The sequence below is a fragment of the Burkholderia sp. MSMB1588 genome, assembly GCF_001546925.1.
In the GTDB taxonomy this organism is placed as follows: Bacteria; Pseudomonadota; Gammaproteobacteria; order Burkholderiales; family Burkholderiaceae; genus Burkholderia; species Burkholderia humptydooensis.
Map to the genome: position 1 here is coordinate 2,560,150 of NZ_CM003770.1, position 15,908 is coordinate 2,576,057.

Consider the following 15,908-nt stretch of genomic DNA (forward strand, 5'->3'; position numbering starts at 1 on the left):
GCGGCGCGAGCGCTGATCGCCGATACGCGATGGCCATAAGCAGGTGCGCGCTACGAGGCTTCGCCGATGATCAGGCTGTTGATGGTGGACCGTCACGCAGTGTTGCGCGACGGCTTGCGACACATACTCGAAAAATCCGGCGAGTTCGAAATCGACGGCGAGGCAGGCGACGCCCCGTCCGCGTTCGAGCTCGTCAAGCAGGGCCGCGCCGGAATCGCGCTCCTCGATCAAACCACGCTCGGCCACGATTGCGCGGACCTGATCCATCGCATCCGCCGCACGGCGCCGTCCACGCGCGTCCTCGTGATGGCCGCGCGCGCAAGCCAGCGGCACGCGGCCGAGGCATTCCAGGCCGGCGCGTCCGGCTACCTGACGAAGCAAAGCGGTTGCGACGAGCTGATCGCCGCGCTGCGCAAGATCGCGGCAGGCGGCGTGTACGTCAGCATGGACGTCGCCGAACAGCTCGCGGAAAATCTGCATGCGCCGTCGGACGCGGACGTGCCGCCGCACGAGCGGCTGTCGAAGCGCGAATTCGAGGTATTCCTTCATCTCGCGGCGGGCGACACGCCCGCCGAGATCGCGCAAGCGCTCGGGATCAGCGCGAAGACCGTGCGGATCTACAAGGCGCACGTGCTCGACAAGTTGGCATTGCCGAACGAATCGGCGCTCGTGCGGTACGCGGTCGCGCATCGGATCGGCGATCCGCCGTGATCGGCGCCGCGCCGCAGATCGCGCCGCGGGCCACGTGTCCGGTCGCGCCGCGCCCATTTCCGCGCCCATTTGCCGGCCGCGGCGAAGGCGCGTCATGCGATGCCGCGCCGCGCATCCGGTAACATGGGCGCGCCCGCGCCCGGCGTCCCGATGCGCACGAGCCGTCGCGAAATCGCGATGGCCCGACGGCCGCGTGGACCGGCCGTGCAACGAACGCGCCGCGAGAGACTCGCCCCCCGCCCTCGGCAAACCCGCGCACGCGCTTTCCCCTACGATGCCGACGCCGCGAAAGCGGCGTCGTCTTCCGATTCCGATCCGGAGCCTTCGACATGGACTTCACCCGACGCAGCCTGCTCGGCGCCGCGCTCGCCGGCGCGCTCGACACGATCGCGCCGGCCGCGCACGCGCAGACCGCCATGCACGGCGCGCCGCAGCCGGGCGACGCGCCCCGCGCCGTTCCCGATGAAACGATTGCGCTGTGGCCGGGCCCCGCGCCCGACCCGGTCGCGACGGGCGCAGGCGACGGCGAGCGGAGCGGCAGGCACGGCAGCGTGTCGCGCGTCGCCCGGCCGCGGCTCGACGTCTACCGGCCCGCGCACGGCAATGGCGGCGCGGCGCTCGTGATCGCGGGCGGCGGCTACGATCACATCGAGCTCGGCAACGAGAGCACGCCGATGTGCGCGTGGCTGAAGTCGCTCGGCGTGACCGCGTTCGAGCTCGTGTACCGGCTGCCCGGGCAAGGCTGGTCGCGGCTCGCGCCGCTGCAGGACGGCCAGCGCGCGATGCGCGTGATCCGCGCGCGCGCGAAGCGCGACGGCATCGATCCCGCGCGGATCGCGATCGTCGGCTTTTCCGCGGGCGGACATCTCGCCGGGATGACGGCCGTCGAACCCGACGCGCGGCGCTACGCGAGCGTCGACGACGCCGATCGCGAATCCGCGCGCCCCGATCTCGCCGCGCTGCTCTATCCGGTGCTCACGCTGATGCCGCCGTTCGATCGCACGCGCACGCGGCTGCACGCCATAGGCGCGCATCCGGCTCAGGCTGACAGCGAAGCGCTGTCGGTGAACCTGCACGTGAGCGCACGCACGCCGCCGACGTTTCTCGCGCACGCGTTCGACGATCCAATCGCGCCGATCGACAACAGCCTGCTGATGGCGAGCGCGCTGCGCGCGGCGCAGGCGAGCGTCGAGCTGCACGCGTTCCAGGCGGGCGGCCACGGCTGGGGAATGGGCAAGCCCGGCAGCGCCGTGCACGCATGGCCCGCGCTTTTCGAGCAGTGGGCGCGGCTGAACCGGCTGCTGCCGTGATGCAATCGCGCGCGGCGCGCGCCCTACGATCGTCTTTCCGCCCGTAACGCCGCCGATACCCGCCTGTAACCCTGCCGAAGGCGCAGCGCCTCCATAACTTCATACCGAACTGATCCAATGCTGCCGTTTCGTTTCCGGCGCGCGGCGCGTCCCCGACGCCCGCTCTTGCCGCGCAGCCGGCTCCCGTCGCGCGATCCTCCGCGGATCGCCGTCAATCGAGCGATCTTTCATTGGAGTCCTGCCTGATGTTTCGTCGAGCCTTGATCGCCACCGCGTGCGCCGGATCGGCCATCGCCCTCTACGCGTGCGGCGGCACCGACAGCAGCACGCCCGTCACGTCGCAAAACGCGTTGCAGACCGCGACGCCGATCAAGCACCTCGTTGTAATCTACGGCGAGAACGTATCGTTCGACCACTACTTCGGCACCTATCCGAACGCCGCGAACCCGCCGGGCGAGCCGGCGTTCAGCGCCGCGTCGGGCACGCCGCCGATCAACGGCCTGTCGGGCCTGCTGCTCACCGCGAACCCGAACGCGACGAATCCCGCGAACGGCGCGGGCGCGGCCAATCCGTTCCGCCTCGACCGCACGCAGGCCGCGACGGCCGACCAGAACCACGCGTACACGGCCGAAGAGCAGGCGTACGACAACGGCCTCGCGGACCTCTTCCCGAAATACACGGGCAAGGGTTCGAGCGGCGGCGCGGGCGCGTTCGGCACGACGGGCCAGGTGATGGGCTACTTCGACGGCAACACGGTGACCGCGCTGTGGAACTACGCGCAGCGCTTCGCGATGAGCGACAACGCGTACACGTCGACCTACGGCCCGTCGACGCCGGGCGCGCTCAACGTGATCGCCGGCCAGACCGACGGGATGCAGATCGTGAAGACGTCGAAGGCCGTGTCGACGCTCGCGAAGACCTCGTACTACGTCAATGACGGCCAGGGCGGCCTCACGATGATCAACGACGTCGACCCGGGCTACGACGTGTGCTCGAGCCCGACCGATCAGGCGATGATGTCCGGCAAGAACATCGGCGATCTGCTGAACGCGCGCAACATCACGTGGGGCGGCTTCATGGGCGGCTTCAACCTGTCGACGGCGAACGCGAACGGCACGACGGGCTGCAAGCGCAGCACGATCGCGACCGCGGTGAACGCGGCGACAGCCGACTACATCCCGCACCACAACTGGTTCCAGTACTACGCGTCGACCGCGAACCCGCAGCACACGCGCCCGAGCGCGATCGCGGCGATCGGCTCGAGCGTCGAGACGGACGGCAAGACGCCCGAGCCCGCGAACCACCAGTACGACTCGGACGACTTCTTCGCGGCCGTGAAGGCGGGCAACTTCCCGTCGGTCAGCTTCCTGAAGGCGCCCGCCGCGCAGGACGCGCACGCCGGCTACTCGGACCCGCTCGACGAGCAGCAGTTCGTGACGAAGATCATCAACTTCCTGCAGCAGCAGCCCGACTGGGCGAACACCGCGGTGATCGTCACGTACGACGACTCGGACGGCTGGTACGACCATGCGTACACGTCGCCGACGCGCGCGTCGTTCGACGCGGTCGATCAACTGAACGGCAACGGCGTGTGCGGCGCCGGCGCCGCGACGACGGGCGTCGCCGGCGCGCCCGTCAACGGCCGCTGCGGCCCGGGCACGCGGATTCCGTTCGTCGTCGTATCGCCGTGGGCGAAGCAGAACTACGTGAGCCACACGCTGATCGACCAGGCGTCGGTCGTGCGCTTCATCGAGGACAACTGGCTCGGCGGCCAGCGGATCGGCGGCGGCTCGTTCGATGCGACGGCGGGCGACATGCGCGATCTGTTCGACTTCTCGGGCGCGGTGAACAAGACGCCGCTGTACCTCGACCCGACGCTCGGCACGAAGCTCGCGACGGCGCCTTCGATCTGACGTCCTCGTCACGCACGCGGCGCGCCGCGCTGCCGCGCGACGCGCAATGCGCAACTGGCCGGCTGTCGTTCCGGCGCGCCGCGCCGGATTTTTCTTTTGCACGATCACGACCGAACGCTCCAGCATGGCCGAACCGCTTTCCGCGCAATCCGCTGCGCCTTCCCGCTCCGACGATTCCGCCCGGCCTCCTCGCCCCGCCCGATTCGACGCGTGCGCATCGGCGGCGCCTTCCGCCCCCTCGCCCCATGCACCCCATGCGCGCCGCCGCCGCGCGCACGCGATGCGCCACGTGCTGTCGGCCGCCGCGTTCGGCGTGCTCGGTCTCGCCGCATTCGCGCTCGCGTTTCCCGAGCACGCGCCGAGCGCGGTCGGCGCGATCGTCGAAGACCTGACGGGCGCGAATCCGCATCCGGTCGTGCTGCGCCGCCCGGCCGCCGAACCGTTGAGCGCGGTCGCGCAGCTCGGCCGGGCGTTGTTCTTCGATCCGTCGCTGTCCGCGTCGGGCCGACAGTCGTGCGCGTCGTGCCATAGTCCCGACCATGCATACGGCCCGCCGAACGATCTCGACGTGCAACTGGGCGGCGCCGCGCTGACGCGGCCCGGCTACCGGCCGCCGCCGTCGCTGATGTATCTGTACCGCCAGCCGAACTTCAGCATCGGCCCCGACTCGTCGGAGAACGACGATGCGGCGAGCGTCGCGCAACAGGCCGCGTCGGCGGCGGGCGTCGTGCGCGCGCAGAAGACGGCGGGCGCGGACGCCGCGCCGCAACTCGTGCCGCAAGGCGGGATGTTCTGGGACGGCCGCGCGGATACGCTGCAGCAGCAGGCGTTCGGCCCGCTGATGAATCCGGTCGAAATGGCGAACGCGAGCACCGACGACGTCGCGCACAAGCTCGCGAACGCGCGGTACGCGCCGCAGTTCCGGCAGTTGTTCGGCCCGCGTATCTTCGACGACGCGCGTCTTGCGGTGTCCGAAGCAATGTTCGCGATAGCGCGCTACCAGGTGGAGGACCCGTCGTTCCATCCGTATTCGAGCAAGTACGACCGCTGGCTCGAAGGCGACGCGCGGCTCACGCAGGCCGAGCTGCGCGGGCTGCGGCTCTTCAACGATCCGGCGAAGGCGAATTGCGCGGGCTGCCATCTGTCGAAGCCGGGCGCGGACGGCCTGCCGCCGATGTTCACCGATTTCCAGTACGAAGCGCTCGGCGTGCCGCGCAACCGCGCGCTCGCGCAGAACCGCAATCCGGCGTTCCACGATCTCGGCGTCTGCGGGCCGTTCCGCGACGACCTGAAAACGCAGACGCAATACTGCGGGATGTTCGCGACGCCGTCGCTGCGCAACGTCGCGACGCGCCGCGTGTTCTTCCACAACGGCGTCTATCACTCGCTCGATCGGGTGCTCGCGTTCTACAACCTGCGCAGCGTCGATCCGGGCAGGATCTATCCGCGCGACGCGAGCGGCCAAGTGCAGCAATACGACGACATCCCTAGCGCATATCGCGCGAACGTCGACGTCGCCGACGCGCCGTTCGACCGCAAGCCGGGCGACGCGCCCGCGATGACCGGGCAGGACATGCGCGACATCGTCGCATTCCTGAACACGCTGACCGACGAGAAGCGCTGAGCTTCGCGATGTGCGGCGGGTGGAATCGCGAACGGGGGTGTTCGCGATTCCGGGCTCTCCCGCCCCCCGGTTCCCCGGCCCACGCCGCCGGCGACGGCCGGCGCCCGCAAGCTACAACGTCTCCGAGTTGTTCGTCGCGCGGCGCGATTTCTATAACGTTCGTACGGCCGTCGGTCATCGACGGGCCCGTGCATCGCATTACTTCAACAATACGATGGAGAATTCGACATGACCCAGAAATTCGTCGGTACGCACGTCGTCGGGCCGCGCGAGAAGCTGCCGCCTGGCAAGCCGTGGATCAATGCGCCGCTGACCGTCAAGGTTCCGTTCCCGGCGGAATTCACCGCCATTCCCGTTGTCATCGCGAGCGCGTTGCAGGACCCGAAACATGCGTCTCCGTATCCGGACACGTTCGCCGTCACCGTGATCAACGTCAGCAAGACCGATTTCACGGTCAACATCTGCCGCACCGATTATGTTCGCGACGAGTACACGACGAGCGGCTGGGGCCAGAATCTGCATCTGGCCTACATCGCGGAGACGCCCGCCTGATCGGGCATTCGGCGCGGCATTCGCGGCGCGCGACGCGCTTCCGATGTTCGCGCGGAAAACGGCGATGCCTGTCGAATCGCGCCGGCGGCAGGCATCGCCGATCGACATCGCCGATTGCGCCGTCGAGCCGGTCACGCCTTTCTTTCTCTCCTCCGCGCGAGCACCCGAAACACCGCGACCGCTCCCGCCGCCGCGATCAGCATCGGAATCAGGAAATCGTGCCCAACGCGCGTGAACTCGACCACGAGCACGATCGCGGTGAGCGGCATCTGCATCGACGCGGCGAGAAACGCGGCCGCGCCGACGATCGCGAACGCGCCGGTCGGCTCGCCCGGCCACGCAACACTCCATAGCCCGCCGAGCACGATCGCGAGCAACGCGCCGTTCGCGATCCCCGGCGTCAGCAGACCGCCCTCGGCGCCCGCGCGCAGGCTGCTCCACGTGATCGCGATCTTCAGCACGAGCAGCGTCGCCGCGAGCCCCATCACGAGTTGTCCGTCGAAGCCGAGCGCGACCGGCCCCTTGCCGTTGCCGAGTAGTGGCGGAAACACCGTCGCGAGCGCGCCGACGATCGTGAAGTTGACGAGCGCGAGCACCGGCAGCCGCGCGTCCTTCGGCGCGCGCGCCCGCGCGTGTGCGGTCAGCCGCGCGAAGCCGTACGCGGCGACGCCGAAGAGCGGCCCGCACACGGCCGACCACGCGAACAGCGAAGCGCCGGCCGCGAGCGGCGCGACGTGGTACTGCTGCTCGTTGCCGAGCCCGATCCAGGCGACGAGCGTCGCGATCGCGGACGTCGCGACGGCCGGCACGAGCGCGCGCCACGCGAACGTGCCGAGCAGCACCTCGAGCACGAACAGCGCGCCGCCGAGTGGCACGTTGTAGACGGCGGCGAGCCCGGCGCCCGCGCCGCACGCGACCATCACCCGCGCGTCGGCAGCGGGCAGCCCGACGCGATGCGCGAGCCAGCCGGCCCACATCGCGCCGATCTCGCGCGGCGCGACCTCGCGGCCGAGCGGCGAGCCGAGCGCGACGGTGACGATCTGCAGCAGCGCGTGCGCGGTCGTGCTCGCGGCCGGCATTCGCGGATCGTCGGCGCGCACCGCGCGGCGAATGCCGACGAGCGGCGCGCCGAACCGGTACAGCGCCCACCAGCCGCCGCCCGCGACGACGCCGCAACCGATCAGCACCACGAACCGCCGCAGCGGAGGCGCGGCCGTCACGCCCTGAAGGAAGCTCTCTTCGCCGATCGCGTGCGCGACGTCGTACCCATACGCGACGTGCTGGATCGCGTGCAGCAGCAGCGCGAGCAGCATGCCGCCCAGGCCCGCGCCGACACCCGTCAGCAGCGTGACGGCGGCGAGCTCGACGAGCGGACCGCGCGCGGCGGCGGACGCGGATGACGACGGCCGGGCGGAAGGAATCGACGAAGCGGACGAAGCAGATGCGATCGGATTGAACATGTGCGATGACGAATCGAGGAAGCGAACGCGCGCGTCTCGGCACGCTCGCTCGGCATGGACGAATGGCGCCATCGTATGCGCCGGTCAATCATGAAACAAATGGATTTTTCTTATCCATTGATGAGCTCTACACATTCAATCCGACGTCACGCGTTGCGCTCGTCCCGCCCGGACCGGCGACGCTGTCCGTGTCACGCCCCAGGCGCCCCTCCTCGCGTTTTCCCTGATCGCCGCGCGCTTGACACCGCGCATCGCATCGACAACACTTCATGACACCGCAAGTGTGATCACGGATCACAGATCAAACTACAAGGAGTCCGTCTTGGCGCCGCGCATCGTCCCGCCCGCTCTCGAAGCCATCGAACAGGAAACGATGGCCGACAAGGTCTACCAGCAACTGCGCGAGGCGCTGATGAGCGGCCGCTTCGCGCCCGGCCAGGCACTCAGCCTGCGCAGCGTCGCCGAGGCGGTCGGCTCGTCGACGATGCCCGTGCGCGCCGCGCTCACGCGGCTGCGCGCGGAGCGCGCGCTCGTCGACGGCCCGAACCGTGCGCTCGTCGTGCCGCCGATGACGGTCGAGATGCTCGACGAGCTGCGCGACGTGCGGATCGCGCTCGAAGGCTGCGTCGCCGAGCGCGCGGCGACGCGGATGACCGACGCGCAGATCGCCGGCGTGCGGCGCATCTGCGAGACGATGAACGCGCACGTCGAAGCCGGCCGAAGCCGCGCGTACCTGCAAAGCAACTTCGCGTTCCACAACGCGATCTACACGCACGGCGCGAGCGAGAACACGCTCGCGATCATCCGGAATCTATGGATGCGGATCGGCCCGTTCCTGAACATGGTCGCGCTCGACGTGCCGCATATGCGGCGCTCGATGGACGCGCACCGCGCGATCGTCGACGCGCTCGAGCGCCGCGACGGCGCGGGCGCGCGTGCGGGCATCGCGCTCGACATCGGCGGCGCCGCGCACGACCTCGCCGGGACGCTCGCGGCCGGGCGCGAGCGGCTCGGCCCGCGCCGGCTCGCGAAGAACGCGAAGAACGAATAGGCTTCGCGAATCGAATCATCTGCATCGCCAAACAAAACAACTGACATCACTGGAGACAGACACGCATGGCCGCAATCGATCTGCTGAAACCATACGCCGGGCTGCGCGTACTCGTGACGGGCGGCGCGTCCGGCATCGGACTCGCGATCGCCGACGCGTTCGCCGAATGCGGCGGCAAGGTTCACGTCTGCGACGCGTCCGAGAAGGCGCTTGCCGCGCTCGCGGACCGGCCGTCGCGCGCCGCGCTCGGCACGACGCTCGCCGACGTCGCCGATCCGGCCGCCGTCGGGCGCGTGTTCGACGATGTCGCGCGCACGCTCGGCGGGCTCGACGTGCTCGTCAACAACGCCGGCGTCGCCGGACCGACGGGCGGCATCGACGAGATCGATCCCGCGCAATGGGAGCAGACAGTCGCGATCAACCTGAACGCGCAGTTCCAGTTCGCGCGCCGCGCGGTGCCGATGCTGCGCGACGCGCCGCACGGCGGCGCGATCATCGCGCTGTCGTCGGTCGCGGGGCGGCTCGGCTATGCGTTTCGCACGCCGTATTCGGCCACGAAGTGGGCGGTCGTCGGCCTCGTGAAGAGCCTCGCGATCGAGCTCGGCCCGCTCGGCATCCGCGTGAACGCGATCCAGCCGGGCATCGTGCGCGGCCCGCGGATGCGCCGCGTGATCGAGGCGCGCGCCGCGCAACTCGGCATCGGCCACGACGAGATGGAAGCGCGCTATCTCGAGAAAATCTCGCTGCGCCGGATGACCGATCCGGACGAGATCGCGGCGACCGCGCTGTTCCTCTGCTCGCCGGGCGGGCACGGGATTTCCGGACAGGCGATTTCCGTCTGCGGCAACGTCGAGGCGCTCTGATCCGCCGCCATTCATTCGCCCTTCATTGCCTCCATCTCCCTTCACCGCCGAGCATCGAAAGGAGCCCTAACGTGGCCAGCCCCCGCAAAGTCGTCATCACCTGCGCGCCGACGGGCGCGATCCATACGCCGTCGATGTCGCCGCATCTGCCCGTGACGCCGCGCGAGATCGAGGATGCCGCGGTCGCGGCGGCCGAAGCCGGCGCGGCGATCCTGCACCTGCACGCGCGCGATCCCGCCGACGGCCGGCCGACGCAGGACCCGGCCGTGTTCGCCGAATTCCTGCCGCGCATCAAGGCGCGCACCAACGCGGTGATCAACATCACGACGGGCGGCAGCCCGCACATGACGGTCGCCGAGCGCCTGCGTCCCGCGCATCATTTCCAGCCCGAAGTCGCGTCGCTGAACATGGGCTCGATGAACTTCGGCCTGTATCCGATGCTCGAGCGCTTTCGCGAATTCCGGCATCCGTGGGAGCGCGAGCATCTTGAAAAGAGCCGCGATCTCGTGTTCAAGAACACGTTCGCCGACATCGAGACGATCCTCGCGAACTGCAGCGCGAACGGCACCCGCTTCGAATTCGAGTGCTACGACATTTCGCACCTGTACAACCTCGCGCATTTCGTCGAGCGCGGGCTCGCGAAGCCGCCGTTCTTCATCCAGAGCGTGTTCGGGCTCCTCGGCGGCATCGGCGCGCATCCGGAGGATCTCGCGCACATGCGCCGCACGGCGGACCGCCTGTTCGGCGGCGATTACGTGTGGTCGGTCCTCGGCACGGGCAAAAACCAGATTCCGCTCGCGACGATCGGCGCGGCCCAGGGCGCGAACGTGCGCGTCGGCATCGAGGATTCGCTGTGGATCGCGCCCGGCAAGCTCGCCGAATCGAGCGCCGCGCAGGTGCGCAAGATTCGTCAGGTGCTCGAAGGATTGTCGCTCGAGATCGCGACGCCCGCCGACGCGCGCGCGATGCTCGCGCTCAAGGGCGGCGACGCGGTCAACTTCTGAGCCCGCGCCGCCCGACCATTCGACACGCAAGCGCAGACACGCGGCATCGGCGCACGCCGATGCCCGGCAGGCCGCCTTTCGCCCCGCTCGCCCCGAGCGCCGCCGGCGCGCGGCCCGCGCATCTGCCCGTCATCTGCTGAACGCGGAGCGCCGTGCTTGCCGTGCGCTCCGGATCGCCTCTCACGGAGTCGCACCCATGTCCGCACCCCATGCCGAAGCCCTCTATCCGCCTGTCGGCGACGCGCGCGCGTCGTTGAACCGCCTGCTGTTTCGCAAGCTGATGCCGATCCTGATCACCGCGTACGTGATCAGCTTTCTCGACCGCACGAACATCGCGTTCGCGAAGCACTCGATGGCCATCGATCTCGGCCTCTCGTCGGCGGCATACGGCCTCGGCGCGGGGCTCTTCTTCCTCACGTACGCATTGTTCGAGATCCCGAGCAATCTGATCATGCATTGCGCCGGCGCACGGTTCTGGATCGCGCGGATCATGATCACGTGGGGCGCGCTGTCCGTCGCGATGGCGCTCGTGCGCGGCGAAACCTCCTTCTACGCGATGCGGCTCCTGCTCGGCGCCGCGGAGGCCGGGCTCTTTCCGGGCGTGATGCTGTATCTGACCTACTGGTTCGGTCGCGAGGAACGCGCGCGCGCAACCGGCTATTTCCTGCTCGGCGTATGCGTCGCGAATATCGTCGGCGGCCCGCTCGCGGGCGCGCTGCTCGAGCTCGACGGCGCGCTCGGGCTGCACGGCTGGCAGTGGCTCTTCATCGTCGAAGGCGTTCCGGCGATCGCGCTCGCGTTCGTCATCTGGACCCGCCTGCCGGACCGGCCGAGCGACGCGCGCTGGCTCGCGCCCGAGCTCGGCCGCGCGCTCGAGCGCACGCTCGCGAACGAGCAGGCGGCGGGCACGGCGGCGCACGGCGCGCACGCGTTCGGCGCCGCGCTGCGCGATCCGCAGATCTGGCTCGCGATCTTCGTGTACTTCTGCCATCAATTGACGATCTACACGATGATCTTCTTCCTGCCTGGCATCATCGGCGAATCGGGACGCGTCACGCCGATCGTCGTCGGCCTGCTGAGCGCGATGCCGTGGATCGCCGCGGCGCTCGGCGCGGCGACGCTGCCGCGCTTCGCGCGCGATTCGTCGCGGTCGCGGCGGATTCTGTGCATGGGGCTCGCGGTGATGGCGGCGGGGCTCGTCTGCGCCGCGTATGCGCCGCCCGCGGCCGCGCTCGCGAGCGCGTGCGCGGCCGCGTCGATGTTCTTCGTCGTGCAGTCGATCGTCTTCACGTTTCCGGCCTCGCGCCTCGCGGGCAGCGCACTCGCGGGCGGGCTCGGCCTCGTCAACACGTGCGGCCTGCTCGGCGGCTTCGTCGGGCCCACCGTGGTCGGCGCGATCGAGCAGACGACCGGCCACGCGAAGAACGGCCTCGCGTTTCTCGCGATCGCGCTCGTCGTCGCCGCGTTCGCGAGCCTGCGGCTGCGTCACGGGCACGAGTGACGGCATCGAACGCGGCGGGCGGTGAGCGGCAAGCGGCGGGCCGCATGCGTCCGCCGCCACGCGTCAGCGCGCGGCCGGGTAGTCGATGCGCTCGGGCACGCGGCGCATGATCACGTCGCCGCCGCGAATCGACAGCAGCGCCTTCGCCTGCCGCCGCAGCGCCTCGTAATCGTCGGACGCGTCGAGCACGACGAGATTCGCGGGGCGCCCCGGCTCGATTCCGTAGCGCTCGCCGAGATGCATCGCGCGCGCGCTGTGGTCGGTGACGAAATCGAGGCTGCGCGCGAGATCCTGATAGCCCATCATGTGGCAGATGTGCAGCCCCGCATCGAGTGCGCGCAGGATGTTGCCGTTGCCGAGCGGATACCACGGATCGCGAATCGAATCCTGGCCGAAGCACACGTTCATCCCGGCGCGGTCGAGCTCGGCGACGCGCGTGAGGCCGCGGCGCTTCGGGAACGTGTCGAAGCGGCCCTGCAGATGAATGCTCTCGGTCGGGCACGAAATGAAGTTGATCTCCGAGCGCTTGAGCAGGCGAAACAGCTTCGAGCAGTACGCATTGTCGTACGAGCCCATCGCGGTCGTGTGGCTCGCCGTCACGCGCGCGCCGATCCCGCGCACGCGCGCCTCTTCGGCGAGCACTTCGAGAAAGCGCGAGTTCGGATCGTCGGTCTCGTCGCAGTGCACGTCGACGAGGCAGCCGCTGCGCTCGGCGAGATCCATCAGGAACGCGATCGAGCTCACGCCCTGCTCGCGCGTGTTCTCGAAGTGCGGAATGCCGCCGACGACGTCCGCGCCCATCTCGATCGCCCGCTCCATCAGCGCGCGGCCGCCGTCGAACGATTCGATCCCTTCCTGCGGAAACGCGACGATCTGCAGATCGACCAGCCCGCGCGCCTCGGCCTTCACTTCGAGCATCGCCTCGAGCGCCGCAAGCGAAGGGTCGGTCACGTCGACGTGCGTGCGCACGTGCTGGATGCCGTGATCGCGCAGCATCCCGATCGCCGCATGCGCGCGCGCCTTCGTGTCCTCGCGTGTGATCGTCGCCTTGCGCTGCGCCCAGCGCTCGATCCCCTCGAACAGCGTGCCGCTCATGTTCCACTCGGGCTCGCCCGCCGTCAGCACCGCATCGAGGTGGATATGCGGCTCGACGAGCGGCGGGATCACGAGCTTGCCGTCGACGTCAATTTCGTCCGCGCGCGGCGCGCCTTGCACGCCGATGCGCGCCGGCTGCGGCGTGACGCTCGCGATCGCGCCGCCGTCGAGCGCGATGCTGAAAAGGCCGCTGCGCTTGCGCAGCGTCGCGTTGATGAGCTTCATCAGAACTCCTGTCGTTGCGTGTCCGACATCCGCCAAGCGAGCAGCGCGACGGATGCGTTCAACCGAAAATACGGATCGGCGAGCGATTGCCCCGATTGCGTCTCGATCCTGCGCAGCCGGTGATTGAGCGTGTTGCGATGGATCGACAGTTGCTCGGCCGCCTTGATCGCGTTGCCGTTTTCCTGAAGCAGCGCTTCGAGCGTTTCGATCAGCATCGTCGGATGCTTGCGGTTGCTGTCGAGCAGATTGCCGAGCGTTTCCTTCACGAAGCCGTCGATCAGCGTCGGATCGGGAATGGCGGCGAGCAGCTTCAGCACGCCCAGCTCGCTGTAGTCGCACAGCCCCTGCCCCGCGCGCATGCCCTCGGCGACGCCGAGCGCCTGCCGCGCCTCGGCGAGCCCGCGGCAGTAATGGCGCGCGGCGCCGACCGTCGACGAGATCCCGACGAACAGCGTGAGCGGGCCGATCTGCCGGTTCAACGCGTCGCGCAGCGCGCCGAGCGCGAGCTTGTGCTTCCTGAAACGCGGATCGTCGCACGGCAGCAGCAGCACGAACAGTTCGCCCTGCTCGACCACCGGCAACGCGCCGTCCTCGTCGCGCAGCCAGTCGTCCAGGCCGCGCTGCACCGTCTGCCGCGCATCCTGCAGCAGCGCCTCCGCCGCGGCCGGATCGCGGCCTTCGAAGAGCGCGGGCACGCCCGCGAGCCGCAGCGCGACGACGCGGCGCGGCCGATCGAGCGCGAGCTGGAGGTTGCGCGCGCGATGGGCCGCGATGTCGATGCTCGGGTAATCGCCCGTCAGCAACTGGTTCACGATGTCGCGCTGCGAGCGCAGCGTGTTCTCGTGCCGCACGAGCGCGGTGCCGATCAACTGCGTGACGATCACCATCTTCAGCAGATACGGCTGCTCGATCAGCACGATCTCGAGCTGCTCGGCAAGCGCGACGACCGAATCGGGAATGCGGCGAATGAACGCCTCGCCCGTCAGGATCACCATCCCGGCGATGCGGCTCTTCGCGCCTTCGCGAATCAGTTGCAGCAGGTTCGCCTCGTCGCGCGGATGATTGATCCCGGTGACGAACACGAGCTCGCCGCCCATCACCCAGTCGGCGATGCCTTCGTTCTCCGCGACGTAGTACCAGCGCACCGGCCGTTGCACGCCGCGCTCGCCCGCGCGCAGCGCGAGCTCTTCGAGACCGGGCAACTGCAGGATCTCGCCCACGGTCAGACTCATCGCTTCACTCCCCCTGGACCGACGGCGCACGCGCGGTTCGGCCCGCGATCTGCACGAACACGACATAGCAGAGCGACGACGCGGCGATGCCCACGAGCGGCGCGATCCACGGCGACGCGTATGCGAGCGCCGCGCCGATCGCATACGCGGCGAGCCCGGCGGCGTTCAAGCGCGGCAGCCGCGCGGTCGCGATCGCCGGATAGCGGCCGCGGTGGCGATACCAGAAGTCGGCGAGCATCACGCCGCCGACGGGCGGAATGATCGAGCCGAGCAGGATCAGGAACGGAATCAGCAGTTCGTACATGCCGCCGATCGCGAGCACGATGCCGAGCACCGCGCCTGCGAGCGTCAGCGTGCGGCGGCGCTCGCTGCGCAACAGATGGCACGCGGCCGCCGATACGTTGTAGATCGTCGGCCCCTGGATCGTCCACAGGTTCAGGCAGAGCATCACGACGGCCGCGATCGACAGCCCTTGCAGCATCATCACTTCGACGATGTCGGACTGCTGATAGACGATCGCGCAGTACGCGCCCGCGACGATCATCAACCCGTTGCCGACGAAAAAGCCGATCATGCTCGCCGCGACGGCCGCGCGGCCGCTTTTCGCGAGCCGCGTCCAGTTCGTCGCCTGCGTCGCGCCGCTCGCGAACGTGCCGAACACCATCGTGACCGCGGCGGCGAAGCTCATCGGCTGCGTCGGCACGATCTTCGCGAGGCCCGGCCAGCCGCCGACGTCGCGCGTCGCGATCCACATCGACGTGACGAGCAGCACGAACATCAGCGGCACCGACACGCGCGACAGCGCGTCCATCCCGCGATAGCCGACGATCGCGGTGATCGAGAAGCCAAATCCGAACAGCACCATCAGCGGCGTCGTCACCGACGCGGGCCAGCCGAGCATCTTGACGAGCACGATCGCGACAGTCGCGGTGCCCCACGCGTACCAGCCGAGCTCGGCGAAGCCGAGCAGGAAATCGGACAGCTTGCTGCCGACTTCGCCGAAGCAGAAGCGCCCCATCAGCACCGAATTCAGCCCGCTGCGCGACGCGACGAACGCGAGCGCGGCCGCGTAGGCGGCGAGCAGCAGATTGCCGACGACCGCGACCCACACCATGTCGACGACGCGAAACGCGACGCCGATCTTGCCGCCCGCGAACATCGTGCCCGTGAAGAACGTGAAGCTGAGCAGCACCATCGTGATCGACAGTGCGCCTTTGCGCTCGTGCGCCGGCACCTCGCTCAATGAAAATTCGCCCCGTGTCGCCATGTCTTTTGGCCTCCAGCATTTCAGCGTGAACGGATGATGCCCGGCCAATAAAGCCGCCGCATCCCGATTCGGACAATTAATACCGAAATCGAACTCGAGT

Annotated in this window: 13 protein-coding genes; 9 read left to right on the forward strand and 4 right to left on the reverse strand. The window is 69.2% G+C overall.

Translation table 11 applies throughout. The features are described 5' to 3' along the window. Positions 1–66: 66 nt before the first annotated feature. From WS92_RS10590 to WS92_RS10610, 5 genes are all read left to right on the forward strand, one after another. Positions 67–711, forward strand: coding sequence for a response regulator (locus WS92_RS10590; RefSeq protein ID WP_059930176.1), 645 nt, complete (start codon positions 67–69; stop codon positions 709–711). Positions 712–1,040: 329 nt separating this feature from the next. After that, positions 1,041–2,021, forward strand: a complete 981-nt coding sequence (locus tag WS92_RS10595) for an alpha/beta hydrolase (RefSeq protein ID WP_059930178.1) — start codon at positions 1,041–1,043, stop codon at positions 2,019–2,021. Between the two features lie 245 nt (positions 2,022–2,266). Then, positions 2,267–3,934 carry a phospholipase C gene (locus tag WS92_RS10600; RefSeq protein ID WP_015603269.1) on the forward strand — a complete coding sequence of 556 codons (1,668 nt, stop codon included), beginning with the start codon at positions 2,267–2,269 and terminating at the stop codon, positions 3,932–3,934. Between the two features lie 46 nt (positions 3,935–3,980). Continuing rightward, on the forward strand, positions 3,981–5,558 hold the full coding sequence (locus WS92_RS10605; protein WP_308411139.1) for a cytochrome-c peroxidase: 1,578 nt from the start codon (positions 3,981–3,983) through the stop codon (positions 5,556–5,558). 228 nt (positions 5,559–5,786) lie between these two features. Next, positions 5,787–6,110 (forward strand): H-type lectin domain-containing protein, encoded by a 324-nt coding sequence (locus WS92_RS10610; RefSeq protein WP_006027563.1) that lies wholly within the window; start codon positions 5,787–5,789, stop codon positions 6,108–6,110. A 131-nt stretch (positions 6,111–6,241) separates the two neighbouring features. Here WS92_RS10610 and WS92_RS10615 read toward each other — a convergent pair whose 3' ends face one another. Then, a complete protein-coding gene (locus tag WS92_RS10615; RefSeq protein ID WP_059930332.1) occupies positions 6,242–7,570 on the reverse strand; it encodes a chloride channel protein in 1,329 nt (442 codons plus the stop codon). Positions 7,571–7,892: 322 nt separating this feature from the next. Here WS92_RS10615 and WS92_RS10620 point away from each other — a divergent pair, with 322 nt between their 5' ends. The 4 genes from WS92_RS10620 (at position 7,893) to WS92_RS10635 (ending at position 11,989) form a co-directional block, all read left to right on the forward strand. Further along, positions 7,893–8,621 (forward strand): GntR family transcriptional regulator, encoded by a 729-nt coding sequence (locus WS92_RS10620; protein WP_006027565.1) that lies wholly within the window; start codon positions 7,893–7,895, stop codon positions 8,619–8,621. 65 nt (positions 8,622–8,686) lie between these two features. Further along, the gene (locus WS92_RS10625) at positions 8,687–9,484 is read left to right on the forward strand and encodes an SDR family oxidoreductase (protein WP_059930180.1); all 798 of its coding nucleotides are present in this window, start codon (positions 8,687–8,689) and stop codon (positions 9,482–9,484) included. A 71-nt stretch (positions 9,485–9,555) separates the two neighbouring features. Beyond that, positions 9,556–10,488 (forward strand): 3,5-dioxohexanoate:acetyl-CoA acetone transferase, encoded by a 933-nt coding sequence (locus WS92_RS10630; RefSeq protein ID WP_006027567.1) that lies wholly within the window; start codon positions 9,556–9,558, stop codon positions 10,486–10,488. A gap of 196 nt (positions 10,489–10,684) precedes the next feature. Continuing rightward, positions 10,685–11,989: an MFS transporter gene (locus WS92_RS10635; RefSeq protein WP_006027568.1), complete on the forward strand. Its 1,305-nt coding sequence runs from the start codon at positions 10,685–10,687 to the stop codon at positions 11,987–11,989. A gap of 63 nt (positions 11,990–12,052) precedes the next feature. Here the strand turns inward: WS92_RS10635 and codA are convergent, their stop codons facing one another. The 3 genes from codA to codB are packed head-to-tail and all read right to left on the reverse strand — an operon-like array spanning position 12,053 to position 15,808. Beyond that, positions 12,053–13,309 carry a cytosine deaminase gene (codA, locus tag WS92_RS10640; protein WP_059930183.1) on the reverse strand — a complete coding sequence of 419 codons (1,257 nt, stop codon included), beginning with the start codon at positions 13,307–13,309 and terminating at the stop codon, positions 12,053–12,055. Beyond that, entirely contained in the window at positions 13,309–14,541 is a 1,233-nt protein-coding gene (locus tag WS92_RS10645; protein WP_059930185.1) for a PucR family transcriptional regulator, read from the reverse strand. Before WS92_RS10645 ends, codA begins: the two co-directional genes overlap by 1 nt. Before the next feature lie 4 nt (positions 14,542–14,545). Then, positions 14,546–15,808 (reverse strand): cytosine permease, encoded by a 1,263-nt coding sequence (codB, locus tag WS92_RS10650; RefSeq protein ID WP_009914674.1) that lies wholly within the window; start codon positions 15,806–15,808, stop codon positions 14,546–14,548. Between the last annotated feature and the right edge of the window lie 100 nt (positions 15,809–15,908).

What these genes read in the sequence shown, in the direction of transcription:
- WS92_RS10600 (WP_015603269.1), top strand. Translation starts at nt 2,267, where the DNA reads ATGTTTCGTCGAGCCTTGATCGCCACCGCGTGCGCCGGATCGGCCATC.
- WS92_RS10590 (WP_059930176.1), top strand. Translation starts at nt 67, where the DNA reads ATGATCAGGCTGTTGATGGTGGACCGTCACGCAGTGTTGCGCGACGGC.
- WS92_RS10595 (WP_059930178.1), top strand. Translation starts at nt 1,041, where the DNA reads ATGGACTTCACCCGACGCAGCCTGCTCGGCGCCGCGCTCGCCGGCGCG.
- WS92_RS10625 (WP_059930180.1), top strand. Translation starts at nt 8,687, where the DNA reads ATGGCCGCAATCGATCTGCTGAAACCATACGCCGGGCTGCGCGTACTC.
- codA (WP_059930183.1), bottom strand. Translation starts at nt 13,309, where the DNA reads ATGAAGCTCATCAACGCGACGCTGCGCAAGCGCAGCGGCCTTTTCAGC.
- codB (WP_009914674.1), bottom strand. Translation starts at nt 15,808, where the DNA reads ATGGCGACACGGGGCGAATTTTCATTGAGCGAGGTGCCGGCGCACGAG.
- WS92_RS10605 (WP_308411139.1), top strand. Translation starts at nt 3,981, where the DNA reads ATGCGCAACTGGCCGGCTGTCGTTCCGGCGCGCCGCGCCGGATTTTTC.
- WS92_RS10615 (WP_059930332.1), bottom strand. Translation starts at nt 7,570, where the DNA reads ATGTTCAATCCGATCGCATCTGCTTCGTCCGCTTCGTCGATTCCTTCC.
- WS92_RS10645 (WP_059930185.1), bottom strand. Translation starts at nt 14,541, where the DNA reads ATGAGTCTGACCGTGGGCGAGATCCTGCAGTTGCCCGGTCTCGAAGAG.
- WS92_RS10635 (WP_006027568.1), top strand. Translation starts at nt 10,685, where the DNA reads ATGTCCGCACCCCATGCCGAAGCCCTCTATCCGCCTGTCGGCGACGCG.
- WS92_RS10610 (WP_006027563.1), top strand. Translation starts at nt 5,787, where the DNA reads ATGACCCAGAAATTCGTCGGTACGCACGTCGTCGGGCCGCGCGAGAAG.